The sequence below is a fragment of the Shimia sp. R9_1 genome (assembly GCF_017743775.1).
In the GTDB taxonomy this organism is placed as follows: Bacteria; Pseudomonadota; Alphaproteobacteria; order Rhodobacterales; family Rhodobacteraceae; genus Shimia.
This window is the reverse complement of the sequence record NZ_JAGHRN010000001.1, coordinates 509468-534065: the sequence shown is the minus strand read 5'-3', so window position 1 is coordinate 534065 and position 24598 is coordinate 509468. Positions and strand designations below refer to the sequence as shown.

Below are 24598 nucleotides of genomic sequence, written 5' to 3'. Positions count from 1 at the left end.
TATGGATGTTAGATTTGTGGAAACCTTGCTTGCGGCTGTGGAAGAAGGCTCGCTTGCGGGGGCGGCGCGGCGGCTTGGGATCACGGCAGCAGCTGTGTCACAGAGGGTGGCGGCGCTTGAGGCTGAGCTGTCGGTACCTTTGTTGGTGCGGGCGGGGCGGCAGATGGCACCGACGCCGGATTGTGAGGCGCTGTTGACGGATCTGCGCCAGATGGTGGCGCTGCATGCTGGTTTGGCGGCGAAGCTAAATGCCGAGCAGCTGCGTGGCACGTTGCGGCTCGGGGCGGTGTCCACAGCGCTGAGTGATTTTGGCCCGCAGCTTGTCAGCGCGCTGGAAGTGCATGCGCCAGAGGTGGCGCTGTCGCTGATCCCGGCGCCATCAGATGAAATTTACGGGAAGTTTGTCGATGGGCATCTGGATGCGGCGCTGATCGTGGCGCCGCCTTTCGCGTTGCCCAAAACCATGACGTTTGAGCGGCTTGCGCGCCAACCTGTCGGACTTTTGCGGCCGCGCGATGCGCAAAAATCACTGCCCTATGTCCTCTACAAGCGCACGGCTTGGGGTGGTGCCTTGTGTTGGCAAGCGCTGCAAGCCCACGATCCGGCCCCGCGCATTCTGTGCGAAATGGATGCGGTGGAGATCATCGCGCAGATGGTGGCGGATGGGTTGGGGCAGGCGGTTTTGCCAAAATGGGCCGGGCTCGCCCGCTATCAGGAAGAGCTGGATTTTGTACCGTTGGGGGCGGCTTACCGTGACGTTGGCCTGCTGACATGGCGCAGAGATGCGCGCCGCCCGGTGATCGCCCTCATGCGCGATATTTTGCGGCAGAAGCCTTAGACTAGGGGGCGGAGTGTTAGCGCGGGCGGTGGACATGGGCGCTTTGGATCAGGCCAAAGCCCACCATCAGAACCAGCATCGCAGAGCCGCCATAGCTCACCAGAGGCAGAGGGACACCCACAACAGGTGCAAGGCCCATCACCATGGACATATTCACCGCGAAGAACAGGAAGAATGCCCCGGCGATGCCAAGTGTCAGAAGGGCGGCGTATCGGTCGCGGTTGGAAATGGCAGAGGCAATGCAGAAGACAATGATCAGCCCATAGATCGACAGCAGGGTGACCGCGCCTACATAACCGAACTCTTCGGCCAGCGTTGTGAATATAAAGTCCGTGTGCTTTTCCGGCAGGAAGTTCAGCCGGCTCTGGGTGCCTTGCATAAATCCGCGTCCGGTCCAGCCGCCGGAGCCCAGAGCGATTTTGGACTGGGTGATGTGATAACCAGCTCCCAAAGGGTCCTGAGAGGGGTCCAGAAATGTATCAATGCGGCGGTATTGGTAGTCTTTCAGAAGCTGCCAAGGGGTACCGCGGGACTGGAAGACGGCCACAACCACCCCCACAGCCATGCCGATAACAGTGACAAAATACCCCCAATGCACACCGGCAAGGAACATCACCATAGCGCCGCCGGTGATCAGCAGAAGCGAGGTGCCAAGGTCTGGTTGGCGCAACACAAGCGCAGTCGGTAGCAGGATCAGGAAGACCGGCAGGATCACCCAGATCAGGCGAGAAGTCTTTTCGGTGGGCAGCCAGTCATAATAGGCGGCAAGGCACATCACGAGGGTGATTTTCATAAGTTCGGAGGGCTGGAGCCGCATAAAGCCAAGGTCGATCCAGCGCTGGGCGCCCATGCCGACGCTGCCCATGACCTCCACCGCGACCAGAAGGATCAGGCTGACAAGATAGGCAAAACCGGACACGGACCGCCAGAACCAGATCGGCACCATGGCAACGGTGAACATCACCGCAACGCCAAGCACATAGCGTTTCATCTGAGGCTCTGCCCATGGGCGGAAAGAGCCTCCAGCTACGGAATAGAGCATCAGAAACCCCGCGCCCGCGACGGTGGTCACAAGCAGGAATAGCGCCCAGTTCAGATGCAGAATCTTGCGAAACCCGGTGGGCACATGTTTGACGTTATACTCTAGATAGCTCATGTCCGTGCGCGTTCCGGATCAGGCCCGATTGCGGCGGGTGATTTCCCGACCTGGTGCGAGTTTTTGCAGCTCTTCCTGCTGCGCTTCGATCTTTTCGCGGTCTTTTGCCGGATAAGCAGTGAGCGGCGGGGTGCCATTATAGAGCGCCTGCAGGGTGATGTCGCGCGCGATAGGAGCAGCGGCTTTGGACCCGCCTCCACCGTGTTCAACCACGACCGCCACGGCAATGCGTGGGTTCTCATAAGGCGCAAAGTTCACAAACAACGCATGGTCGCGGCGGTTCCACGGCAGGTCTTCGTTGCGGGTCACACCGCGGGCACGTTCTGCTGCAGTGATGTTGCGGACCTGCGAGGTGCCGGTCTTGCCTGCCATGCGATATTGATCTTCGATGATGCGGCTGCCGTAAGCGGTGCCACGGCGGTTGTTTGAAACAGCGAACATGCCGCGCTGCACCTCTTTGAGGTGTACGGGATTTACCTCGATGTCTGGCGCCTCTGCTGCGGGCTGCTCCACACCGTTCACGGACTTCACCAGACGCGGCGAAAGCGCCTTGCCTGTGGCCAGACGGGAGGTCATGACAGCAAGCTGTAGTGGCGATGTCAGCACGAAGCCCTGACCGATTGAGGCGTTGACCGTGTCGCCGACCACCCAATCCGCGCCGCGCACAGAAGACTTCCAGTCGCGGGTTGGATTAAGACCGCGCGCCACACCGGAGAGGGGCAGATCATATTTCTCCCCCAATCCGAACTTGGCGGCAACTTCAGAAATCTTGTCGATGCCGACCTGAACGGCGAGGTCATAAAAATAGACGTCACAGCTTTCGCGTAGCGCTTGGGAAAGGTTCACGTGTCCGTGGCCTGCGCGTTTCCAGCAGTGGAAGCGCCGATTGGAGACAGACAAATGCCCCGGGCACCAGACGGTTTCTTCCGGCCCGACGATGCCCGCTTCCAGAGCAGCCAGCGCCGTGATCATCTTGAAGGTGGAGCCGGGCGGGTAGGTGCCTTGCACGGATTTGGCCGCCAGCGGGCGGTATTCGTTGTTGGTGAGCAGGCCATAGTCGGCCACCGAGATACCCTGCACAAAGAGATTGGGGTCAAATGTCGGCGCTGAGGCAACCGCCAGAAGATCACCGGTCTGGCAGTCCATCACCACCGCAGCAGCGCTTTCTTCGCCAAGGCGGGCCTGCGCATAGGACTGCAGATCCTGATCGATGGTCAGCTGGACGTCGTCACCCTGTTCGCCTTCACGTCGGTCCAACTCACGCATGACGCGGCCCACGGCGTTGACTTCGACCCGCTTTGTTCCGGCAGCACCACGCAGATCGTCTTCCATGCGGCCTTCAAGACCGACTTTGCCAATCTGAAAGCGCGGGATGCGCAGCAGTTGGTCAGGGTTGTCGATCTTGGAAAGGTCATAGTCCGAAATCGGGCCAACATATCCGAGCACATGGGCCAGATCGCCTTTGAGCGGGTAGTAGCGCGACAAACCCACCTCTGGCGTGATGCCGGGTAGGGCGGGGGTGTTGACGGCGACGCGGGACAGCTCCTCCCAGCTAACGCGATCAGCAATCGTGACCGGCAGGAAGGGCGGCGAGCGGCGCATTTCGGTCATGGCGCGGTCAAGCTCGTCCGGATCGAGCTCCACCAGCGTGGCCAATTTGGCGATCACGCGGTCGACGTCGTCTGTGTCCTCTGGCACGAGGATGATGCGATAGGAGGGCTCGTTTCGGGCAAGCAGGATGCCGTTGCGGTCAAATATCTCGCCGCGTGCCGGAGGGATCAGGCGGATGTTGATACGGTTTTCTTCGGCGAGCAGACGGTATTCATCGGCCTGATCAAGTTGCAAATGGCGCATGCGGAAGCCGAGGCCGGTCATGAAGGCGGCCATGCTGCCGCCCAAAAGCAGGGAGCGGCGGGAAAACCGGGTGTGGACTTCGTTGATCTCGGTTGGCGTTTTGCGCATCAGTTTGCCCCTAATCCGCCATCCTGCGCATGGGTGCGTCGGATGCCGAAGAGAAAGTGCGAGAGCACCACAATAACGGGATATACGGCGATGTTCATGATCACCTGCATGAGCATAAGTCCGAGTGAAGGCTGCGGCAACAGCATGATCGCCCCGATCACGCGATATCCAACAGCGATCAGCAACATAAAGGCGGCCGCCGTGAGCCACTCATAGGCAAAGGTGGCCTCGCGCAGGCGGAAGGCGCGGCTGCGCTGCGCTTCGACGGTCAGAACCATAATTGCGGCCGCAAGCCCCGGCGGGCGCAACAGCAGGAAGTCCGCGAGCAAAAACACCAGCGCCACAAGCCATGTGGGGGTGTAATCGGGCTGGCGCACAGACCAGACGAGGGTGAGCACAACCAGAAAGTCAGGACCTGCCCAGCGGCGCGGTGTGGTTTCAAGAGGCAGGAGCTGTGCAAAGATCAGGGTCAGGCACAACAGCGCAAAGACACCGCGCATCACCCATTTGCGGGATTGCGCTGCATCAGCCATCGGTCTCCTCCACGAAGACTTCCGGCGTCAGCGGAGAGATGAGCGTGCCAGTGGTGTCCGGCGTTTCCTGACCGTGGTGGCGCAGCACCCGCAGGAATTCGAGCCGCTCATAATCTGCCGCAAGCCGCACACGCAGGCGACCGCTTGGATCTGTTGCCACCTGTCCAATCAGCAGACCCCCGGGAAAGACCCCGCCATCGCCGGAAGTCACAACCCGGTCGCCGGGGCGCACCAGATCAGGGGTTTCCAGAAAATCCACATGTGGTGCAACGGAGTTGTCACCCACGATCAGGGCGGTTTGGCCTGAAGGCTGGATGCGGGCGGGGATGCGGCTGGAGCTGTCGGTCAAAAGCATCACGCGGGAGGACGACCGCCCCACACCGGAGATGCGGCCCACAAGGCCAATCCCGTCCATTGCGGCCCAGCCATCTACGATGCCGTCCCGTGCGCCGATGTTCAGAAGGACGGACTGCCGAAATGGCGAGCCGCTGTCTGCCAGCACGACGCCGGTCACATAGGTGAGCTGAGGATCAAGGCGCACGTTGTTGAGATCCAACAAGCGCGCGTTTTCCTGACGCAGCTGGATGGCGGCTTCTTTCCAGGCTTTCATCTGCTGAAGTTCGCGCCGCAGTTCGCGGTTTTGCTCTGCAATGCGCTGATAGCTCTGGAAGTTGCGCAGCAGGTTCACGGTGCCGGTGACAGGGGCCATAGCCCAGTCGAAATTGGGTACAACAGCATCGGTGATTTGTGCGCGGAAACGCTCTACGCGCGGGCTGTCGATGCGCCAGACCAGAAAGATGCCCAGCAGGAGCAGCAGGATGACACCCAGAATGAGCCGCCGAAGCGGTGCGGAAAAATCCTCGCCCTGATTGCGGTCTCTGGCCAAGATGCCTCCGATGCCTTGGGATCAGCCCTATGCTACACCGCCGGTCGGCATAGGCCAAACCGGCAGATGCTTTGCAAAAGATCAGCTGTCGTAGTCGATCGCGTGGCGCAGCTGTTTTTCGTATTCCAGCGCTTTGCCGGTGCCCATGGCCACACAGTTGAGGCTTTCATCGGCGATGGACACGGCCAGGCCGGTTTGTTCGCGCAGTGCAAGATCCAGATCCCCCAGCAGCGCGCCGCCGCCGGTGAGCATAACGCCACGGTCCACAATGTCGGCTGCGAGATCAGGCGGGGTGGCTTCGAGAGCGGTCATGACTGCCTCGCAGATTTGCTGTACCGGTTCAGCCAAGGCCTCAGCAACCTGTGCCTGACTGATTTCGGTCTCTTTTGGGACGCCGTTGAGAAGGTCACGGCCCCGAATTTGCATGGACGCACCCCGGCCATCGTCAGGCATACGCGCTGTGCCGATGGAGGTTTTGATGCGTTCTGCTGTGCTTTCACCGATCAGCAGGTTCTGCTGGCGGCGCAGGTAGTTGATGATGGCTTCGTCCATGCGGTCACCACCCACGCGCACGGAGCGCGCGTAAACGATGTCGCCCAGCGACAGAACGGCCACCTCGGTGGTGCCGCCGCCGATGTCGACGACCATGTTGCCGGTTGGATCGGTGATCGGCATGCCCGCACCAATCGCTGCGGCAATTGGCTCTGCAATCAGGCCGGCGCGGCGCGCGCCTGCGGAGAGCACGGATTGACGGATCGCGCGCTTTTCAACCGGAGTGGCGCCATGTGGCACGCAGACGATGATCTTGGGCTTGGAGAAGGTGGAACGGCGATGCACCTTGCGGATGAAGTGCTTGATCATCTCTTCGGCGGTGTCAAAATCTGCAATCACACCGTCACGCATCGGGCGGATGGCCTCAATGCTGCCTGGCGTGCGGCCCAGCATCAGCTTGGCATCTTCACCCACGGCGAGGACTTTCTTCACGCCGTCCTTGACGTGATAGGCCACCACAGAGGGTTCACTGAGAATGACGCCTTTTCCTTTGACATAGACCAGCGTGTTCGCCGTCCCAAGGTCGATAGCCATGTCAGATGTAAACAGGCCGCCCAAATTTCCCAGCATATGATTTCGTTCCCCAGAAATTCCCTTCGTGCGCGACTCTCTTACGGAGCGCAGGCGCCTTCTTATAGGAAGTGGTTACGCTTTATTAAAGGCCTCGGTTGAAGCAAAGGCGACATTCTGCCGTGGAAGCGGGCCCGGTGCCGGTCTGATGAGCAGGGGAGGCCGAGATTTGCGGCCTGAGTTTAGGGGCTTGGAGCTGTGGTTGGCGGCAAGGGAGGCCCTGCCACCAGACAGAGGGAGCCGCTATGATGCGGCTTCTGCGCCTTGATGGGCCTCATAGCCTGCTTCGAGCTCGCTCTTCAGAAAGTCACCGAAATTGAGCGGCTCAAATTTGGCGGGGCCTGTGCCGGGAAGCGGTGCGATGTTGGTGGACACATGCGGATCAAAGAAGAAGGGCACCGAGTAGCGCTCGCGGCCGGAGGCGTTGATCACCCGGTGCGGTGTCGACCGGAGTTTGCCGTTTGACATTCGGTGCAGCATATCCCCGACATTGACGACAAAGGCGTTATCCAACGGCGGCGCGTCGACCCAGCTTCCGGCAGGTGTCTGGACCTGCAAGCCCCCCACATCGTCCTGTGCCAGAAGGGTCAGACAGCCGAAGTCTTTATGCGGGGCAGAGCCATACAGATCCTCTGGCGCCTGCGGTGGTTGCGGGGGGTAATGCAAGAGGCGCAGCCATAGGGTTGGCGTATCAAAGGCCGCGAGAATACTGCAATCTGTCACGCCGATGGCTTCCAGTGCCAGCGCCATGAGTTTCTGGCCAAGCGCCGTCATCGCGGCGGCATAGGCTTCACAAGCCTCGCGAAAACCCGCGAGCTCCGGCCATTGGTTCGGGCCTGACAGATAAACCTCCGGGTCCGCGGCGGCATCTTCGCGCATCATCATGAAAGACGCCGATTGGTTGGGTTTTGTCACCTCGGCCAGATCGGAATTGACATCGGTGGAGGTGTTGATTGCGATATAGCCGCGATGGCTGTGGTTCAGCGCAATGGCCTGTTTTTGCGCCTCAGGCAGCGCGTGAAACCGCTCTGAAGCCGTAAAAACAGCGGCGCGCAACGCGGGGTCGATGCCGTGGTTGATCACATAGCCAAAGCCGGTTTCGCCGTAAGCTATGGCAAAATCAGCAGCAAGTTTGCGCGTGTCACCACCGGCCATCAACGGTGCAAGATCAAGGACGGGAATTTCCGTGAATTCAGTCATCTGAAAAGCTTCATTCTGTTGTGTTTTAAGACGTGAGAATGAGGCGCAGCTATCCGGCAAAGCGCTTTCTGCGGTGGGCGCTGTGCCGTTCCAGAACGACGAGATGAAGAAATTCAAACATGCGGGGACGCTACCCCTGAGACCTGGAACAATCAAGCGGTGTTGTCGCTGGGTTTGCTTGCGCTGGAATAGGTCGCTTTGGTTGTAACGCAAAGACCTGCCGGAGTGGGGCTCCGGCAGGTGAGGGGCGCGCAAAAGGCACCTTGCGGCTAAGGAAAAGGCGTTCTCAGCAGAACATGCCGTAGACATCCAGTTCGGAGGTGTCGGTGACGCCGGTTAGGGTCAGCGTGTTGCCTGCGCCAAAGTCAATCACAGCGTTCCCGTCTTCGATTGTGACGTTGTCTGCGAAGGCTGACAGTGGGTTTTCTCCGCCCCTCCAGAGGCTGGCGCTGAGCAGGAGCGTGTCTTCGCCGGCGGTGAAGTCGCTGATGGTGTCGTCGCCTTTGGCAAATATGAAGACATCGGCACCGGTGCCTCCTGTCATCATGTCGTCACCAGCACCGCCCACGAGATAGTCGCGACCGGTTCCGCCATCCAGATTGTCATCGCCGCGACCGCCCATCAGGAAGTCATTCCCGCCGCCGCCAAGCAGCATGTCATCGCCTTTACCGCCGTTGAGGTAGTCAAAGCCATCCTGCCCGATCACCGTGTCATCGCCGCGACCGGTGAAAACCATGTTCCAAGACCCGGTTGTTGTCAGGGTGTCGTCACCTCTTGTGCCATAGGCGAAGCCGGATACCGCGACCGCCGGTGCAGGCTCAGGTATTGGTTCCGGTGTCGGCTCTGGCATAGGCTCAGGTTGCGGCTCAGGCTGCGGCTCTGGTGTCGGTTCGGGCGCTGGCTCAGGCGTTGGTTCCGGTTCCGGCACAGGTTCCGGAGTGGGCTTCGGCTCCGGTTCTGGTTCCGGAGAAGGGTCTGGCGTAGGCTCGGGTGTGGGTTCCGGTGTAGGCGCAGGTGTTGGTTCTGGTGTCGGCTCTGGGGCCGGTTCGGGCGCGGGAGTGGTCTCCGGTTCGACGGATCCGGATGTGTCACCGTCCGTGCGGGCAAAGTTCTGTGTCACGACCACAGCGTCGTAGCCGCGAAAATTGCCGCGTTCGATGCCGATGCCGATTTCGGTGAAGTCCGGATTAAGAATATTTGCGCGGTGCCCCGGGCTGTTCATCAGCCCCTCGTGAACCTGCCGCACATCATCCTCGATGCTTGGTGCGCCGCGTTCGGATTGCCAGCCGATGTTCTCTGCTGTCCCCCAAGTGCCTTCCAGAGGGTATCCTGTCGCATCGATGCGATCTGTGACGTTGGACCCATTTTCACCTGCGTGCGAAAACGTACCTGTCTCCATCATCCATTTCGTATGATCTTCGCTGGATTCATTTAGTAGCGTGTTCAGGCGCAACGGATTCAATCCGGCTTTTGTGCGTTCCTCGTTGATCAGTTCGAGCATTTGTCGCTCAAAGCTACTTGCCTGTCCCATGTGCAGTCCTTTCTCTTTGCATGGTTCCGGCGAGAGGTGGCAAGCAGAGATGAATTGACGCAACTTCAAGCAAAAAAGCGCTTATATTTCAGTGTGTTTTTGCCAAATTTCGGTTTTTTGTGTGCAAGAAAATGCTGAGAGCGGAAGTTCTCTCAAATTGGAGGGATTTGGCTGGTTGTCAGAGTGATTTCTGGCCGCTTTCATGATCGCCTGCCTTGCGGAAGCTGGGCTTGACGCGCTGCCGAATGCTGTCTCTGGGCAAAGCTGGGCGTGTCGTCTAAAGAGGGCGTCATGCTGTCTTACCAACATATTTACCACGCCGGAAATCTGGCAGATGTGCAAAAGCACGCGCTGCTGGCTGTGATGCTCGACTATATGGGGCAAAAGCCAAAACCCATGAGCTATCTGGAAACCCATGCGGGGCGCGGGGTCTATCAACTTAACGCTGAGGCGGCGGTGAAGACCGGAGAAGCCGAAGCCGGGATTGGGCGTGCGGAAGACTGGTTTGGCGCAGATCATCCCTACATGCGGGCGCTGGCGGCGGTGCGGGCCAAGCATGGTGTACAGGCGTATCCGGGCTCGCCTGCACTGGCAGCAGCACTGACGCGGGCAGAGGATACGTTGCAGTTTTGCGAACTGCATCCTCAGGAAGCAGAGGCCCTGCGCGGCGCGATGCGCGGCAGCGGTGCGAAGGTGCATCAAAAAGACGGCTATGAGACGGTCATGGGGATTTGCCCGCCGACACCTCGTCGCGGTGTGCTTTTGATTGACCCCAGCTATGAGATCAAAAGCGATTACAAGACCTTACCCAATATGATCGCGCATGTGCACCGGAAGTGGAACGTGGGCGTGATCGCGCTCTGGTATCCGATTTTGCGCGACGGTTTGCACAAGCCGATGATCGCAGCGCTCAAAGGCAAGAACTTTCCCAAAGTCCTGCATCACGAAGTTAGCTTTCCGGCGGCGCGTGAAAGGCACCGGATGATTGGGTCGGGCATGTTTATCCTGAACACCCCCTATAGTCTTGAGCAAGAAGCCGCTCATTTGACGGCGCGTTTTGCCGAGATCAATTCGTAAGACTCTACAAGCCGACAGCCTCTTCCGCGCCAAGTAATACAACCATTTGGCGTGTGTTTCTTGTGGTTTGGTTGATTTGATTGGCGAAAATATGCGTCTAGTGGTTGTATTCCTTACCTCAGCTTTCAGATATTTCGTTTGACAATCAGAAGCTTATCAACGACTCTCTCGCGCGTTGCACCTGCCTGATTTTTTTGAACTTTTTCTTGAAATCTCCGTTTCTTGGTTTGCGGGTGCGTTTTATTTAGGGAGTTCAGAGCGATGCCATTATCGCCGCTTAAGACCGTCAGGGCGCTATCGACGGTCGCAGCAGTTCTAACAACAGTTGCAACAGCTGTATCAGCGCAAGATAAACCTAATATTCTGGTCATCTGGGGTGACGATATCGGTCAGTCCAATATCTCCGCCTATACCATGGGCATGATGGGCTACCGCACGCCCAACATCGACCGTGTGGCGAACGAAGGTATGATCTTCACAGACTACTATGGTGAGCAATCCTGTACCGCCGGTCGTGCGTCCTACATCATGGGCCAATCCGTGTTCCGCACCGGTTTGTCCAAAGTTGGCCTGCCGGGCGCCGAGCTTGGCATGCAGGAAGAAGATCCAACCATTGCGGGCCTGCTGAAATCTGAGGGTTATCTGACCGGTCAGTTCGGCAAGAACCACCTTGGCGACAAGGATGAGCACCTGCCGACAAACCACGGGTTTGATGAGTTTTTTGGCAACCTCTACCACCTGAATGCCGAAGAAGAGCCTGAGAACGTCGACTATCCAGGCGACACCGTGCTGCCGGATGGCCGCACTTTCCGCGAAGCCTTTGGCCCACGCGGTGTGATCAAGTCTTCTGCGGATGGCGAGATTGAAGACACCGGCCCGCTGACCAAGAAGCGTATGGAAACTGTTGATGAGGAAACGCTGGCGGCAGCCATCGACTTCATCAAACGCGCCAATGATCAGGGCAAACCTTTCTACGTTTGGTGGAACGGTACACGTATGCACTTCCGCACACACGTGCAGGAGACCATGCGGGAGAAAGCCAACCAGATCACCGGCAAAACGCTGGATGAATACTCTGCGGGCATGATCGAACACGACATGCATGTTGGCCAACTGCTGGACCTGCTGGACGAGCTGGGCATCGCAGACAACACCATCGTGCACTACTCCACCGACAACGGCCCACACTACAACACCTGGCCGGATGCAGCCTCCACTCCGTTCTTTGGTGAGAAAAACACCAACTACGAAGGTGGCTGGCGTGTGCCATCCATGGTGCGTTGGCCTGGCAAAATCGAAGCGGGTTCTGTGAGCAACGAAATCGTGCACCACATGGACTGGTTCCCAACCCTGCTGGCGGCCGCTGGTCGTCCGGACATCAAGGAAGAACTGAAAGCCGGTGGCGTTCAGGCGATTGGCCGTGAGTACAAGGTGCATCTGGATGGCTACAATATCCTGCCGATGCTGACCGGTGAGACCACCGAAAGCCCACGTAACGAGATCTTCTACTTCTCTGATGATGGTGACCTGACCGCGCTGCGCTATCAGGACTGGAAGTTCATCTTCATGGAGCAGAAAGAGTACAAAACTCTGCGTGCATGGATCGAACCTTTCACCGTGCTGCGTCTGCCGCTGATCATGAACCTGCGTCGTGATCCATATGAGCGTGCGTATCAGACCTCCAACACCTACTATGACTGGCTGCTGGACCGTGCGTATTTCCTCGTGCCTGCGCAGCAGTATGTGGCTCAGTTCCTGGCCACCTTCCAAGAGTTCCCGCCACGCCAGAAAGCGGCGAGCTTCAGTCTGGATCAGGTGATGGAAAAAATGTCCTCGCCAATCGGCGACTGATCCTGAGGTGATCAGAGTTTGACAAACCGCCATCCCGCCCTTGCGGGGTGGCACCATGATTATCACTAATTTTTCGTTGGAGTGATTGGGTAATGCGACAGCTTGCGCATATGGCCGCCTTTGTTGTGAGTGGCGTTGGAGTAACCTCTGGAATGGCGCTGGCAGATCCTTTGCCGTCGTGGAACGACACCGACGCCAAGGCGCGCATTATTTCCTTTGTTGAGGCCGTGACAGATCCGGCTTCCGAAGAGTATGTCACTCCAGCAGACCGCATTGCGACCTTTGACAATGACGGCACTCTTTGGGCGGAGCAGCCGGTTTATTTCCAGCTGATCTTTGCTGTTGATCAGGTGGCCAAGCTTGCAGAGCAAGACCCCTCAATTCTCACGACTGATGCGCTGCATGCGGCAGCGGCAGGTGATTATAAGGCGCTTGCGGCCACCGGCAAAGAAGGCCTTTTGGAGGTGCTGGCTGCGTCTCATTCCGAAGTGTCGCTTTATCAGTTCAAACAGGATGTGGCTGCCTGGCTGGAAGAGGCGCGCCATCCAAAGACCGGCTTGCGCTATGATCAGATGACCTATCAGCCGATGGTGGAGCTGCTGCGCTATCTGCGCGATGAGGGGTTTGCCACATACATTGTGTCTGGCGGCGGTATCCAGTTCATGCGGGTCTTTGCCGAAGACGCTTATGGCATCCCGCCACAGCAGGTCATCGGCAGTTCCATCACCTCGACTTACGAAGTTGTTGATGGGGTCCCGCTGATCATGAAGGGCGCGGATCTGTTCTTCAATGATGACAAGGCAGGCAAGCCCGTGGGCATCAGCCATCATATCGGCAAGCAGCCCATTCTCGCGGGTGGCAACTCGGACGGCGATTTTGAGATGCTGGAGTTCACCACGGCGGGCGAGGGCGCGCGGCTGGGGCTTTATGTGCATCACACCGATGCGGAGCGTGAATGGGCCTATGACCGTGAGGGGCACATCGGGGTTCTGAACCGTGGGCTGGATGAAGGCCCAGAGCGCGGCTGGCTGATTGTGGATATGGCGCAGGACTGGTCCAGAATTTTCACGGCAACCCCAGCTGAGTGAGCAAACCCATGACCCCAAGAGAGCAGATTGAGCGCCTTGCGGCCCAGATGGGTGAGAGCATCATCGGGCAGCGTGATGTGATTGACCGGTTGTTGATTGGCCTTCTGGCCAACGGCAACCTGTTGCTGGAAGGCCTGCCGGGGCTCGCTAAAACGCGCGCGGTCAAGGCGTTGGCGAAGAACTTGGAATGCGACTACGCGCGTATCCAGTTCACGCCAGACCTGTTGCCTGCGGATGTGACCGGCACGGAAATGTATTTCCAAAGCGAAGGCGGTGGGCAGTTCAAATTCCAGCCCGGGCCGATCTTTGCCAATCTGGTGCTGGCGGATGAGATCAACCGCGCCCCGGCCAAGGTGCAGGCGGCGCTCTTGGAAGCCATGGAAGAGCGACAGGTGACTGTTGCGGGCACAACCCACAAGATGGCACCGCTGTTCATGGTTCTGGCGACCCAGAACCCTGTGGAGCAGGAGGGGACATACCCGCTGCCAGAAGCGCAGATGGACCGTTTCCTGATGCATGTGCGCATTGACTACCCTCCGCTGGAGGATGAGGTGCAGGTGATCCGCCTTGTGCGTGCCGAAGAGCAGGCGGCATTGGCTGAAACTCAGGCAGAGAAGACCGCAAATACGATCGACCCCATGTCGCAAGAGGTGGTCTTTGCTGCGCGCCGCGAGATTGCGACGCTGCACTGTGCCGAGGCCATGGAAACCTATATGGCGACCATCGTGCAGGCCACACGGACCCCTGCAGACTTTGATGGCGACCTCGCGAAGTGGATCGACATCGGCGCGAGCCCACGGGCCTCGCTGGCGCTGGACCGCTGCGCGCGGGTGCATGCCTGGCTCGCAGGCCGGGACTATGTTGACCCAGAAGATGTGCGTGCGATTGCCCCGGATGTGCTGCGCCACCGCTTGGCGCTGAGCTATGAGGCGCAGGGCAACGGGGTTTCCGCCGATCAGGTGAGTGCACGGGTGCTGTCTGTGGTGGCTTTGCCATGACGGGGACGCACCGCCAATGAACCGCCGCGCCAGCATATCACGCATGGGGCTTGCGCCTGCAGCCGCTCCATCCCCCGACGGCTGGGATTTGCGGGTGCATGTGACCTTGCCACATTTGCAGGGCTTTCGCGCAGCCGCACGGGCGATTTCTTTCCTGCCCAGACAGCCTGCGCGCTCAGCCCTGCAGGGGCGGCATCGGGCGCGCATCCGGGGGAGGGGGCTCGATTTTGAGGAATTGCGCAACTACCTGCCCGGCGATGATGTGCGCGCCATCGACTGGAAGGTCACAGCGCGGGCTGGCGCACCTTATGTGCGGGTTTACAACGAGGAGCGCGACCGTCCAACGCTGATTGTGGTGGATCAGCGCATGTCGATGTTTTTTGGCACGGTGCGGAACACCAAATCCGTCACCGCGGCGGAGACCGCGGCGATTGTGGCCCATCGCGTGATCTCGCAAGGAGACCGGCTGGGCGGCATTGTGTTTGGCGATCAATGTGTTGAAGAGCTGCGCCCGGGGCGGGGAGCGTCGGCGCTCACGCGGTTTCTGAGCGTGCTCACACATGCCAACCAGCGTTTGCGCGCGGATGCGGCCAAGGTGCGCCCCATGGCCATGAACGCTGTTCTGCGGGCTGCCGCAAAGCTTGCAACGCGCGACCATCTGGTGATTGTGATCAGTGATTTTGATGCGGCGGATGCAGAGACCGAGCGTCACCTTGGCGCAATTGCACAGCACAATGATGTTGTTCTGGCGCTGGTGACAGACCCGACCGCTGATAAGCTGCCCGAGCAGGGCGCCGTGACCGGCACAGACGGGCAGCAGCAGGCGCGATTGGATATGGCGGCTGCGGATGTGCGCGCCGGTGTCCTGTCGGTGGCGGCGGACCGGACAGAGCTTGTGGAAAGTTGGCAGCGCAAGATGAAGCTTTCTGTACTGCCGGTGACGACGGAACATGAGACCCTTCCGCAGATCGTTTCCCTCATGGGAGGCGCGCGGCCATGAGCGAGAACGCGGAGGCCAATACGCCGGTGCAGGCGGACGGCCTTGTGGGATTGATCAACCAGTTGGCGGAGGTGCCTGAGCCTGCCCCGGTTTCGATGATCCCGCAAACGGTCGGTTGGGCCGTGCTGGCAGGCGCATTGGGGCTTGCCTTGCTGGGCTGGGCCTGGCGGATTTGGCGGCACTATCAGGCCAATGCCTACCGCCGTGAGGCGCTCGCGGCTTTGGACGCTGCGGCCAGTGACGCGGCAGCGATCTCAACGATTTTGAAACGTGCTGCGCTGACGGCCTATGGGCGCACATCTGTGGCGGCCCTGAGCGGGGACGACTGGCTGCGCTTTCTGGACAAAACCGGGGGCGCTGCCGAAGGCGGTTTTGTCAAAGGGGCCGGGCGTATTTTGGCGGCTGCCGCATATCGTCCCGAGCCGGTGGCCGCAGGGCCTGATCTGCAGGCCTTGGCACGTCACTGGATACGGAACCACCCCACAGCAGAAGCGTTGGGAGCGGACAATGTTTGAGCTGTCTCATCCATTTGCCCTTCTGCTTTGGCCTTTGCCGCTTCTGGTGCGTTGGCTGGCTGCGCCGTATCATCAGCGGGAGTCTGCTGTGCGCCTGCCTTTCTTTGAAGCCTTGGCGCGGGCGGCAGGTGTGTCTCTGCGTGACGGGGCTATGGTTGTGGCCCATAAGCGTTGGGCCTTGGCTGCGGGCTTTGTGATATGGACCCTCGTCGTTGGGGCGTTGAGCGGGCCGATGCGGCTCGGCCCGCCGCAGGAAATCACCAAGGCCACGCGCGATGTGATCCTGGCCATTGATATCTCTGGCTCCATGGACACGGTTGATTTCCCCGGCGAAGACGGTGCGGCGCAGCAAAGGTTTGCCGCCGTGCAGGATGTGGTTGGCGCGTTTCTGGAAGGGCGTGAGGGCGACCGTGTGGCGCTGATCGTGTTTGGCTCCCGCGCCTATGTGCAGGCACCTCTGACCGAAGACTTGGCGACTGTTTCTGCGATGCTGGCGCAAACTGAGGTGGGGATGGCGGGGCCCCATACGGCGCTGGGCGATGCCATCGGGCTGGCGATACGCACCTTTGAGGCAAGCGAAATTGAGGAACGCCTGCTTATTCTCCTGTCTGACGGGAATGACACCGCAAGCCGGATGAGCCCGGTCAACGCAGCGGAGATCGCCAAGGAGAACGGCGTGCGCATGTTCGCCATCGGTGTGGGAGATCCCGACGCCAGCGGCGAGGATCAACTTGATATGGGCCAGCTCTCCGATCTGGCAGAGCGTACTGGCGGTCAGGCGTTTTTTGCTTCGGATTCCGAAGCGCTTGATCAGATTTACGCGGAAATTGACACGCTCACCCCCCGAGAAGAAGACAGCATCAGCTGGCGGCAAAAGCAGCCTTTGGCGCATTACCTGCTGCTGGCAGCGGTCTGCGTGGGACTGGTGTTGTTGATGTCGGCAGCGATGCGGATGCCGCGAAAGGATGCGGCATGAGCGGATCGGCGTTCTGGGTCTATCTGGAGGCGTTTCATTTTCTGCGCGGCTGGGTGTTTGTGGCGGCTTTGCCTGTCCTGTGGATCTGGTGGCAGATGCGGCGCAGGCAAGGGGCAAACGCAAGTGATGCGGGCTGGATAGCACCCCATTTGGCGCAAGCGCTGACTGTGCCCGGCACAACGCGGCGAGGAGTGCAGCCCATTGATGTGATTGCGCTGGTGATGCTTCTTTTGATTGCGGCGGCGGCCGGGCCAAGCTGGACACGCGCTCCGGCGCCATTTGCCGCGCAGACCGCACCGCTGGTGATTGCCTTGCAGGTGTCACCGTCAATGGAAACGACGGATGTGGCACCTGACCGGCTTGAGCGCGCGAAACAGAAAGCGCGGGATTTGCTGGAGCTGCGGGCCGGTGCGCGCACGGCTTTGGTGGCCTTTGGTGGCAGCGCCCATGTGGTGGTGCCAATGAGCGAAGACCCCGGTGTGATGCAGCCCTATCTCGAAGGTTTGCGGCCTGATGTGATGCCAATCGAAGGCCAGGATGTGCTGGCGGGCTTTGATGTGGCGCGGCAGCTTTTGGCGCGGGAGGCGGCAGCTGGTGGGGTTGTGTTCCTGTTGGATGCGCTGTCCGCAGCGGATGCCGCCAGCCTTGAGGAGGCGTGGCGCGCGGGTGGTGCGGGAGAGCAGGCGGATGCGGCTGCGGGCGCAACGGTAGCGTCGATGAGTTTTCTCTATCTGCTCCCAGATGGAAGCAGTTTGCCGGTCGGGCCGGACGGCAGTTTTGCCCAAGGAGTGACCCCAGACGGGCGCGATGTGGCGGCGATTGAGCGCTCTCTGGCGTCTGCCTACCAGCGCGCGCAGCTAAGCAATGCTGCGCAGCCTTGGGAAGATCGCGGACCTTGGCTTGCCTGGCCCGCAGCGCTGTTGCTTCTGGTCTGGTTCCGGCGGGGGATGGCCGTGCGCTGGGCGGCACAGATGGTGCTGGCCTTGTGGTTTGTTATGCCAACAGAGGCGCAGGCGGAAGGCTGGCGTGACTGGTTCTTAACAGCGGATCAGCAGGGCTGGATCGCATATCAGCGCAAAGACTATGAAACGGCCGCATCGCGGTTTGCAGATCCCTACATGCGCGGAGTGGCACTCTATCGCGGCGGGCAATATGAAACCGCTGCGCAGGAGATGGCCCGAATTGAGACGGCGGATGCCGCTTTCATCGAAGGCATGGCGCGGCTTAAGTCGCGGGGATACCGCGATGGGGTGCGTGCCTTTGAGCGGGCTTTGCAGATTGATCCGGACCACGCGGGCGCACAGCAAAATTTGCCGATCGCCAAGGACATCGTGGCCTATGTGGAAACCGCACAGGCGCAATCGGACACCGGCGAGGAGTCCGGCATCGGCGCAGATGATGTGGTGTTTGACAACGAAAGCGGACAGGGCGCTGAGACCCAGATTGAGGCCGCAGAAGAAGAGGCCGCAGGCGGGCATTTGTCAGCCGAACAATGGATGCGCACGGTGGACACGCGCACCGAGGACTTTCTACGACAGCGGTTTCGCCTCGAAGCCGCGCAAAGAACTGGAGACTAGAAACAGTGCGGTTTTGGGGATGCGTTATTGGGATTTGGGTGGCTTTGGCAGGGGCAGGACTGACGCAGGACAAGCCCCAGCTTGATGTGGTGTTTGAAGACACAGAAGCGATCCCCGGACAACCGCTGACCCTCAGGCTGACCGTTCTGGTGCCGACTTTCATGCCCGAGCCGCCTGTCTGGCCGGATCTGGAAAGCCCGAACCTGATGGTGAGGCTGCCGGAAAAAGCGAGCTCTCCCACCAGCAAAACGGTGAACGGAGAGACCTGGTCCGGCATTTCGCGGCGCTATCAGATCACTCCCATGGTGCCGGGCAGTTTTCAGATTGCGCCGGGCACGGTGCAGGTAACCTACCGCGATGAGGCCGGTGGGGAGCTGTTGCAAGAAACGCTGTCGGTGCCGGAAATCTCGGTTGTTGGCACCTTGCCTGAAGGAGCCGAAGGGCTTGATCCGTTTATTGCAGCACAGGAGCTGAGCCTCACCCAAACCATTGACGGGGAAACCGAAGGCCTCGACGCTGGGGCGAGCTTTAGCCGTGTTCTGACGGCCAAAATCAAGGGCGTGTCTCCGATCTTTGTGCCGCCACTGACGCCACAAAAGGCACCAGACGGGCTGCGGGCTTATCCGGCGAACCCCGTGGTTGAAGACAAAGAGGATCGCGGTATCCTCTCCGGCACGCGCAGTGAAAAGACCGTTTATGTTGCGGAGAACGCGGTCGATGGGATGCTGCCTGAGATCACACTTCGGTGGTATAATCTGGCATCCAACACCATCGAGGAAGCAACCGTGCCAGCCGTAAACGTGCAGGCAGATGCGCCTGCCGGAAGCGTGAATGTGCTTGGCGAAGATGCACGCGCCAACATTGACCTCCGCGTGTTGGTGGCGGCAAGCCTCCTCATAGTGGCTCTCGCAGTGCTATGGTTTGCGCGCGGCTGGATGGTGGCAAAGCGCGCGGGGTTTATTGCCCGCTGGAAGATCTCTGAAGGCTATGCTTGGAGGCGGTTGCTCACCGCGGTGCATGCCCGGGATCTAGGCGCTGCACGTCGGACCTTTGACATCTGGCGGGCGCGGGCATGTGCGGGCGCACATGAGCTGGATGCCCCGGTGGAGACGGCTTTTTTGGGTTTGGGCAGTGGATTCTTTGGTCAGCAGGTCTCCGCTGAGCTGGGGCCGCAGTGGCGCGCCTTGGAGACAGACCTGAAACAACTGAGACGCGCGTTGCATGGGCAGCGTCCTTTAAAGTACCAAGCTTTGGCAGCACTTAATCCGGTGTCTGCGGCCAGGAAGTAAAGAGAACTCTATGATCTATTCGCTCCGGGCGCTGCGCGCCTTGTGCACCTATATGGCCGCTATCTGCTTGGCCTGCCTCGTTCTGAGCTCTTCGAGCCTTGCGCAACAGGGGGACCGCGCTGCGGTGCAGGGTGCGCATGCACCTGCCTATGTTGGCTCACAGCGCTGTGTTTCCTGTCATGAGGATGAGGCTGAGGCCTGGCGTAAGTCGCATCATGCGCAAGCCTGGCGGATGCCGAGCGATGAGGTTTTGATCGGGGCCTTTCAGGGCGAAGTTTTTGAGCATGACGGAATGCGCGCCCAGTTTGACACCAAGGATGGTGCGCGGGTTGTCACGGTGGTTGAGAAAGACGGGGCGGAAACCGTCTATACGCTGCATTCGGTGGGCGGCACGGAACCTTTGCAGCATCTGATCCTAGAGACCGGTCGCGGGCGGTTGCAGAGTTTTGACGTGGTCTGGGATGTCGAGGCGCAACGCTGGTATCATCTTTATCCCGATCAGGATTTGCCCCCGAAGGACGCGTATCACTGGTCCGGGGCTTACAAGAACTGGAACGCACGCTGCGCGGAATGCCACGCCACTGGATTTGAAAAGAACTACGATTTTCAGCGCAAGCGCTATGCGTCTACCCAAGTTGAGATTGGTGTGGGCTGTGAGGCTTGTCATGGCCCCGGACAGGCGCATCTGGATCTTGTGGCAAACCAGCCGACGCAGGACTATGCGGTGGCTTTGACGGATTGGGGTTTTACCGCAGATATGTCCGTGCCGGAGCAGGCGATGGAGCAATGTGCCGGGTGCCATTCACGTCGCGAAGCCTTTGGCGACGGCAACCCGCTGCCGGGCACAGCTTTTGCCGATGCCTACAATCTCGCGCTGTTGCGGCCCGAATTGTATCACGCAGACGGCCAAATTCAGGATGAAGTCTACGTCTACGGCTCCTTCTTGCAGTCTAAGATGCATCAGAAGGGGGTGACCTGCGCAAATTGTCATGCGCCCCATGATGCAGAGGTGATCGTAGAGGGGGATGCGGTGTGCACGCAGTGCCATTCCGAGGCAGGAAATCCGGATTTTCCAAGCCTGCGTTTGGCGGCCTATGACACAGCCGATCACACCCACCATCCGGAAGGCAGCGCAGGCACGCAATGTGTCAATTGCCACATGATGGATCAGGTCTATATGGGCAATGACTGGCGGCGTGATCATAACTTCCGTGTGCCGCGCCCGGATGTGTCTGCCCGCCTTGGGACGCCGGATGTTTGTACGAGATGCCATGAAGATCAGGAGCCCGCGTGGGCTGCAGAACAGATCGAGGCCTGGTTCCCGGAAGGCCGCTGGCGTGAGGCGCATTATGGCGATGTTCTGGCCAGCGGTCGGTCCGATCCGCGCGCGGCGGCTGAGGATCTCTTGGCCTTGGCGCAGGATGATACGCAGGCTGATCTGGTGCGCGCAACGGCGCTTTGGCTTTTGGGACCTGGAGCCACAAGCCTGAAGCTGCAAGACATTGCCGCCTTTATGGAGGATGATGACCCGCAGGTGCGCATCGGAGCGCTTGAGGCGCTGAAATCCCGCGCGGCGGTGGCGGCAGCGCCGTATCTGATCCAAGGCTTGCATGATGAGGTGCAGGCTGTGCGGGTGGCTGCGGCACGCGCCATCATGAGCCAGCCCGCGCATCGCTTGCCAGACAGCCTGCGGAGCCATATGCGCCAAGCTTTCCAAACTTTTGGCGCCATGATCCGCAATCAGATGGATTTTGCAGAAGCGCATCTGCAGATGGCCGGATACGCGATGGTCGCAGGGGATATGCGGTCTGCCGCGGGGGCATTGACCGAAGCGGTGCGGATCAATCCGCAGAACATTCAGGCGTGGCAGACTTTGGTGCGTTTGACTGCCGAGCTGCAGGGGCGCGCGGCGGCCAAATCCACGCTGGACCGCGCCTTGGAGTGGAACCCGGGAGACCTCACTTTGTTGTCACTTGCCAAGCAATTCTGAGCAGGTTTTTTGCATCTGTCTGCCCGCCAGTAGAAATCAACAGGTTTTCAGCGGGTTATTTATGTGCTCCCATTGTTTCGTGACGCTCGGATGATTATCAATGTCTGTTAACGAACGGGAGGGCAGTAATGCACGACGGCAGTGTGCTGGCGATCATCGCCATTTTACCTTTTCTGGGCGCTTTGCTGCCCGGGGTGATGATCCGGGCCGGGCGCAATGCATGCGCCAGTTTTGCCGCGGTGCCCACGGCCTTTGCGCTTCTTCTGCTTCTGACCCAAGCGCCTGCTGTGATGCGCGGCGAGGTGGTGACCACCTCCATTGAGTGGCTGCCGCAGCTGGGTCTGTCGGCGTCGTTCTTTCTGGACGGGTTGGGCCTGCTGTTTGCAATGATGATCCTCGGGGTCGGGCTGTTGATCACGCTATATGCGCGGTTCTATCTGTCCGGCGATGATCCGATGGGGCAGTTTTACACCTATCTGCTGTTGTTTCAGGGCGCGATGCTGGGCATCGTTTTGTCTGACAACATCCTGCTTTTGCTGGTGTTCTGGGAGCTGACGAGCCTCTCTTCCTTCTTGCTCATCGGGTATTGGAAACATCTGCCCGAAGGTCGTCAGGGTGCGCGCATGGCGCTCACCGTGACCGGGGCAGGCGGGCTGGCGATGATTGGCGGCATGCTGATCCTTGGAAATATTGCGGGCAGCTTCAATCTCACCGACATTCTGGCGCAGGGGGATGCGATCAAAGCGAGCGAATGGTATATGCCCGCTCTGATCCTGATCCTGATCGGTGCGTTTACCAAGTCAGCCCAGTTCCCGTTCCACTTCTGGCTGCCACACGCGATGGCCGCGCCAACGCCGGTCTCGGCATATCTGCACAGTGCGACGATGGTGAAGGCCGGTGTGTTCCTGATGGCGCGCATGTGGCCAGTGCTGGCAGGAACCGAGGCCTGGTTCTACATTGTGGCGACAACGGGTTTGATCACCATGGTACTTGGCGCGCTGATCGCACTCTTCAAAGACGATCTGAAGGCGCTTCTGGCGTTTTCAACCGTGAGCCATCTTGGCCTATTGACCATGCTTTTGGGTTTTGGCACCAAAGCTGCCGCGATTGCGGCGGTGTTTCACATCATCAACCATCTGACCTTCAAAGCCGCACTGTTTATGACAGCGGGGATCGTGGACCATGAGGCTCATACCCGCGACATCAAGCGTTTGGGTGGCTTGGCAAAGCTGATGCCGATCACCGCAGTTATTGGCACCATCACCGCACTCTCTATGGCGGGGCTGATCCCTCTGAATGGCTTCATCTCCAAAGAGATGATGCTAGAGGAAGCGGCGCACACGAAGTGGTTTGAGAACCCTTGGCTTGTCCCTGTGCTGGCAACGGTTGGGGCTTGCCTGTCGGTGGTCTATTCCTTCCGATTTGTCTTTCACGTGTTTGGCGGGCCGGTGCGGGATGACTATCCTGCGAAACCACATGATCCGCCTTTCGGGCTTTATGCCTCACCAGCTTTGTTGACGATTTTGGTGGTGGCGCTTGGGCTGATGCCACATCTTGCCGAACCACTGGTGACCGTGGCGGCCAATGCGGTCACGGACTATGAAACCCATCCGCATCTGAAGCTCTGGCACGGCGTGACACCTGCGCTTTATATGTCGGCCATTGCCTTTGTGGTTGGGGCTATCCTGCTCTACCTGCATGGCGGCTTGGAGCGGATCTGGAACGCGATGCCACGGCCTGAGGCGAAGGTGATATTTGACCGGCTGCTGGCGGGCGCTGTCCGGTTTGCCCAAGTGATTGTCTTCAGCATGCACAATGGCGCCATGAGCCGCTATCTGGCGATCATGGTCGTGGTGACCATTGGACTGGGGTACCACGCCTTTGCCACTGGGGGCATGCTACCGCCGACGCGTGACATGCTGCCTGTGCCACCTCTGGTGTTTGTCGCCTGGGCTGGCTTGGTCGTGGCGACCTTCCTCGTGGTCACTCAACACCATAACCGCTTCCGGGCTCTGGTGTTTATCTCGGTCATCGGTCTGTCGATTTCGTCCGGCTTCGTCTACCTCTCCGCACCTGATCTGGCGCTGACGCAGATTTCGGTGGAGACGGTGACCATCCTTCTTTTGTTGCTGGCACTCTACTTCCTGCCCAAGGAGACCCCGCGTGAAAGCAGCGCGGCGCGCAAACTGCGCGACGGTGCCATTGCGATCACCGGCGGTCTGGCAGTCGCCGCGCTTGCGATGGTTTATCTGACCCGCGATTTCAGCTCGATCTCGGCCTATCATCTGGCCAACTCCTATAAGGGAGGCGGCGGCACCAATGTGGTGAACGTGATCCTTGTGGATTTCCGGGGGTATGACACCTATGGCGAGATCATCGTGCTGGGGATCGCCGGTCTGACGATCTACGCGCTGATGGACTCCCTGCTGCGGGGGCCAGCCGCCAAAAAGCTGCGCGACCGCGTGTTTGCACCGGACCGGTCGCGGGATCGTCACCCGCTGATGATGGTGGTGGCCACACGGGCGATGCTGCCGATTGCGATGATGGTCGGGATCTATATCTTCCTGCGGGGACACAACCAGCCTGGTGGCGGCTTTATCGCCGGGCTTGTGATCTCTATTGCGCTTTTAATGCAGTATATGGCCTCAGGCTTTGCCTGGGCGCAAATGCGGCAGCGCACGGAATACCACACATTGATTGGCTGGGGTGTTCTGATTGCCGGTTTGACCGGTGCGGGAGCGTGGCTTGCGGGCAAACCCTTCCTGACAAGCGCATACGGCTATTTGCATTTCCCACCGATTGAGGAATTTGAATGGGCCACCGCCATTGCCTTTGACCTTGGGGTGTTCCTCGCGGTGCTCGGCGCGGTGATGCTGATGCTCTACAGCCTGTCGCGGATTGCGCGCTTTGCCGGTGAGACGGTGAACATCAACCCGATGGACCACGACCCATCCGCAGCACGGGTGGCCGAAAAAGCAGACCAAGAATCCGCAAAGGGAGGGCAGTGAC

19 protein-coding genes are annotated in these 24598 nt (G+C 59.6%); 12 read left to right on the top strand and 7 right to left on the bottom strand.

What is annotated here, in order from left to right; all coding sequences use genetic code 11:
• Position 1 precedes the first annotated feature (1 nt).
• Positions 2 to 838: a LysR family transcriptional regulator gene (locus J7399_RS02520; RefSeq protein ID WP_209083959.1), complete on the top strand. Its 837-nt coding sequence runs from the start codon at positions 2 to 4 to the stop codon at positions 836 to 838.
• Between the two features lie 16 nt (positions 839 to 854).
• Here J7399_RS02520 and rodA read toward each other — a convergent pair whose 3' ends face one another.
• From rodA to J7399_RS02485, 7 genes are all read right to left on the bottom strand, one after another.
• Positions 855 to 1994, bottom strand: coding sequence for a rod shape-determining protein RodA (gene rodA / locus J7399_RS02515; RefSeq protein ID WP_209083957.1), 1140 nt, complete (start codon positions 1992 to 1994; stop codon positions 855 to 857).
• Positions 1995 to 2012: 18 nt separating this feature from the next.
• Positions 2013 to 3956 (bottom strand): penicillin-binding protein 2, encoded by a 1944-nt coding sequence (mrdA, locus tag J7399_RS02510; protein WP_209083955.1) that lies wholly within the window; start codon positions 3954 to 3956, stop codon positions 2013 to 2015.
• Positions 3956 to 4489: a rod shape-determining protein MreD gene (locus tag J7399_RS02505; protein ID WP_209083953.1), complete on the bottom strand. Its 534-nt coding sequence runs from the start codon at positions 4487 to 4489 to the stop codon at positions 3956 to 3958. The genes mrdA and J7399_RS02505 overlap by 1 nt, the downstream gene beginning before the upstream one ends.
• Positions 4482 to 5375, bottom strand: coding sequence for a rod shape-determining protein MreC (mreC, locus tag J7399_RS02500; protein WP_209061231.1), 894 nt, complete (start codon positions 5373 to 5375; stop codon positions 4482 to 4484). Before mreC ends, J7399_RS02505 begins: the two co-directional genes overlap by 8 nt.
• 81 nt (positions 5376 to 5456) lie before the next feature.
• Positions 5457 to 6497 (bottom strand): rod shape-determining protein, encoded by a 1041-nt coding sequence (locus J7399_RS02495; protein ID WP_209061229.1) that lies wholly within the window; start codon positions 6495 to 6497, stop codon positions 5457 to 5459.
• A gap of 243 nt (positions 6498 to 6740) precedes the next feature.
• Complete coding sequence (locus J7399_RS02490; protein WP_209083952.1) at positions 6741 to 7697, bottom strand: isopenicillin N synthase family oxygenase; 957 nt, start codon at positions 7695 to 7697, stop codon at positions 6741 to 6743.
• A gap of 286 nt (positions 7698 to 7983) precedes the next feature.
• Positions 7984 to 9228, bottom strand: a complete 1245-nt coding sequence (locus J7399_RS02485) for a CAP domain-containing protein (RefSeq protein ID WP_209083951.1) — start codon at positions 9226 to 9228, stop codon at positions 7984 to 7986.
• Positions 9229 to 9519: 291 nt separating this feature from the next.
• Between J7399_RS02485 and rlmJ the strand changes: the two genes are divergently transcribed.
• The 11 genes from rlmJ to J7399_RS02430 all read left to right on the top strand — a co-directional run bounded on the left by rlmJ (position 9520) and on the right by J7399_RS02430 (position 24597).
• The gene (gene rlmJ / locus J7399_RS02480) at positions 9520 to 10305 is read left to right on the top strand and encodes a 23S rRNA (adenine(2030)-N(6))-methyltransferase RlmJ (RefSeq protein WP_209083950.1); all 786 of its coding nucleotides are present in this window, start codon (positions 9520 to 9522) and stop codon (positions 10303 to 10305) included.
• 261 nt (positions 10306 to 10566) lie between these two features.
• Positions 10567 to 12156, top strand: coding sequence for an arylsulfatase (locus tag J7399_RS02475; RefSeq protein ID WP_209083949.1), 1590 nt, complete (start codon positions 10567 to 10569; stop codon positions 12154 to 12156).
• Between the two features lie 110 nt (positions 12157 to 12266).
• Positions 12267 to 13244, top strand: coding sequence for an HAD family hydrolase (locus J7399_RS02470; RefSeq protein WP_209084759.1), 978 nt, complete (start codon positions 12267 to 12269; stop codon positions 13242 to 13244).
• Between the two features lie 8 nt (positions 13245 to 13252).
• Positions 13253 to 14242, top strand: coding sequence for a MoxR family ATPase (locus J7399_RS02465; RefSeq protein ID WP_209083948.1), 990 nt, complete (start codon positions 13253 to 13255; stop codon positions 14240 to 14242).
• A gap of 16 nt (positions 14243 to 14258) precedes the next feature.
• Positions 14259 to 15242, top strand: a complete 984-nt coding sequence (locus J7399_RS02460; RefSeq protein WP_209083947.1) for a DUF58 domain-containing protein — start codon at positions 14259 to 14261, stop codon at positions 15240 to 15242.
• Positions 15239 to 15757 carry a DUF4381 domain-containing protein gene (locus J7399_RS02455; RefSeq protein ID WP_209083945.1) on the top strand — a complete coding sequence of 173 codons (519 nt, stop codon included), beginning with the start codon at positions 15239 to 15241 and terminating at the stop codon, positions 15755 to 15757. The genes J7399_RS02460 and J7399_RS02455 overlap by 4 nt, the downstream gene beginning before the upstream one ends.
• Entirely contained in the window at positions 15750 to 16733 is a 984-nt protein-coding gene (locus tag J7399_RS02450) for a VWA domain-containing protein (RefSeq protein WP_209083943.1), read from the top strand. Before J7399_RS02455 ends, J7399_RS02450 begins: the two co-directional genes overlap by 8 nt.
• Positions 16730 to 18310 (top strand): VWA domain-containing protein, encoded by a 1581-nt coding sequence (locus J7399_RS02445; RefSeq protein ID WP_209083941.1) that lies wholly within the window; start codon positions 16730 to 16732, stop codon positions 18308 to 18310. The genes J7399_RS02450 and J7399_RS02445 overlap by 4 nt, the downstream gene beginning before the upstream one ends.
• 38 nt (positions 18311 to 18348) lie before the next feature.
• The gene (locus J7399_RS02440) at positions 18349 to 19599 is read left to right on the top strand and encodes a BatD family protein (RefSeq protein ID WP_209083940.1); all 1251 of its coding nucleotides are present in this window, start codon (positions 18349 to 18351) and stop codon (positions 19597 to 19599) included.
• Positions 19600 to 19609: 10 nt separating this feature from the next.
• The gene (locus tag J7399_RS02435) at positions 19610 to 21589 is read left to right on the top strand and encodes a multiheme c-type cytochrome (RefSeq protein ID WP_209083939.1); all 1980 of its coding nucleotides are present in this window, start codon (positions 19610 to 19612) and stop codon (positions 21587 to 21589) included.
• 128 nt (positions 21590 to 21717) lie between these two features.
• Positions 21718 to 24597, top strand: coding sequence for a monovalent cation/H+ antiporter subunit A (locus tag J7399_RS02430; protein ID WP_209083938.1), 2880 nt, complete (start codon positions 21718 to 21720; stop codon positions 24595 to 24597).
• The last annotated feature ends 1 nt before the right edge of the window (position 24598 follow it).

What these genes read in the sequence shown, in the direction of transcription:
- J7399_RS02520 (WP_209083959.1), top strand. Translation starts at nt 2, where the DNA reads ATGGATGTTAGATTTGTGGAAACCTTGCTTGCGGCTGTGGAAGAAGGC.
- rodA (WP_209083957.1), bottom strand. Translation starts at nt 1,994, where the DNA reads ATGAGCTATCTAGAGTATAACGTCAAACATGTGCCCACCGGGTTTCGC.
- mrdA (WP_209083955.1), bottom strand. Translation starts at nt 3,956, where the DNA reads ATGCGCAAAACGCCAACCGAGATCAACGAAGTCCACACCCGGTTTTCC.
- J7399_RS02505 (WP_209083953.1), bottom strand. Translation starts at nt 4,489, where the DNA reads ATGGCTGATGCAGCGCAATCCCGCAAATGGGTGATGCGCGGTGTCTTT.
- J7399_RS02495 (WP_209061229.1), bottom strand. Translation starts at nt 6,497, where the DNA reads ATGCTGGGAAATTTGGGCGGCCTGTTTACATCTGACATGGCTATCGAC.
- J7399_RS02490 (WP_209083952.1), bottom strand. Translation starts at nt 7,697, where the DNA reads ATGACTGAATTCACGGAAATTCCCGTCCTTGATCTTGCACCGTTGATG.
- J7399_RS02485 (WP_209083951.1), bottom strand. Translation starts at nt 9,228, where the DNA reads ATGGGACAGGCAAGTAGCTTTGAGCGACAAATGCTCGAACTGATCAAC.
- rlmJ (WP_209083950.1), top strand. Translation starts at nt 9,520, where the DNA reads ATGCTGTCTTACCAACATATTTACCACGCCGGAAATCTGGCAGATGTG.
- J7399_RS02475 (WP_209083949.1), top strand. Translation starts at nt 10,567, where the DNA reads ATGCCATTATCGCCGCTTAAGACCGTCAGGGCGCTATCGACGGTCGCA.
- J7399_RS02470 (WP_209084759.1), top strand. Translation starts at nt 12,267, where the DNA reads ATGGCCGCCTTTGTTGTGAGTGGCGTTGGAGTAACCTCTGGAATGGCG.
- J7399_RS02465 (WP_209083948.1), top strand. Translation starts at nt 13,253, where the DNA reads ATGACCCCAAGAGAGCAGATTGAGCGCCTTGCGGCCCAGATGGGTGAG.
- J7399_RS02460 (WP_209083947.1), top strand. Translation starts at nt 14,259, where the DNA reads ATGAACCGCCGCGCCAGCATATCACGCATGGGGCTTGCGCCTGCAGCC.
- J7399_RS02455 (WP_209083945.1), top strand. Translation starts at nt 15,239, where the DNA reads ATGAGCGAGAACGCGGAGGCCAATACGCCGGTGCAGGCGGACGGCCTT.
- J7399_RS02450 (WP_209083943.1), top strand. Translation starts at nt 15,750, where the DNA reads ATGTTTGAGCTGTCTCATCCATTTGCCCTTCTGCTTTGGCCTTTGCCG.
- J7399_RS02445 (WP_209083941.1), top strand. Translation starts at nt 16,730, where the DNA reads ATGAGCGGATCGGCGTTCTGGGTCTATCTGGAGGCGTTTCATTTTCTG.
- J7399_RS02435 (WP_209083939.1), top strand. Translation starts at nt 19,610, where the DNA reads ATGATCTATTCGCTCCGGGCGCTGCGCGCCTTGTGCACCTATATGGCC.
- J7399_RS02430 (WP_209083938.1), top strand. Translation starts at nt 21,718, where the DNA reads ATGCACGACGGCAGTGTGCTGGCGATCATCGCCATTTTACCTTTTCTG.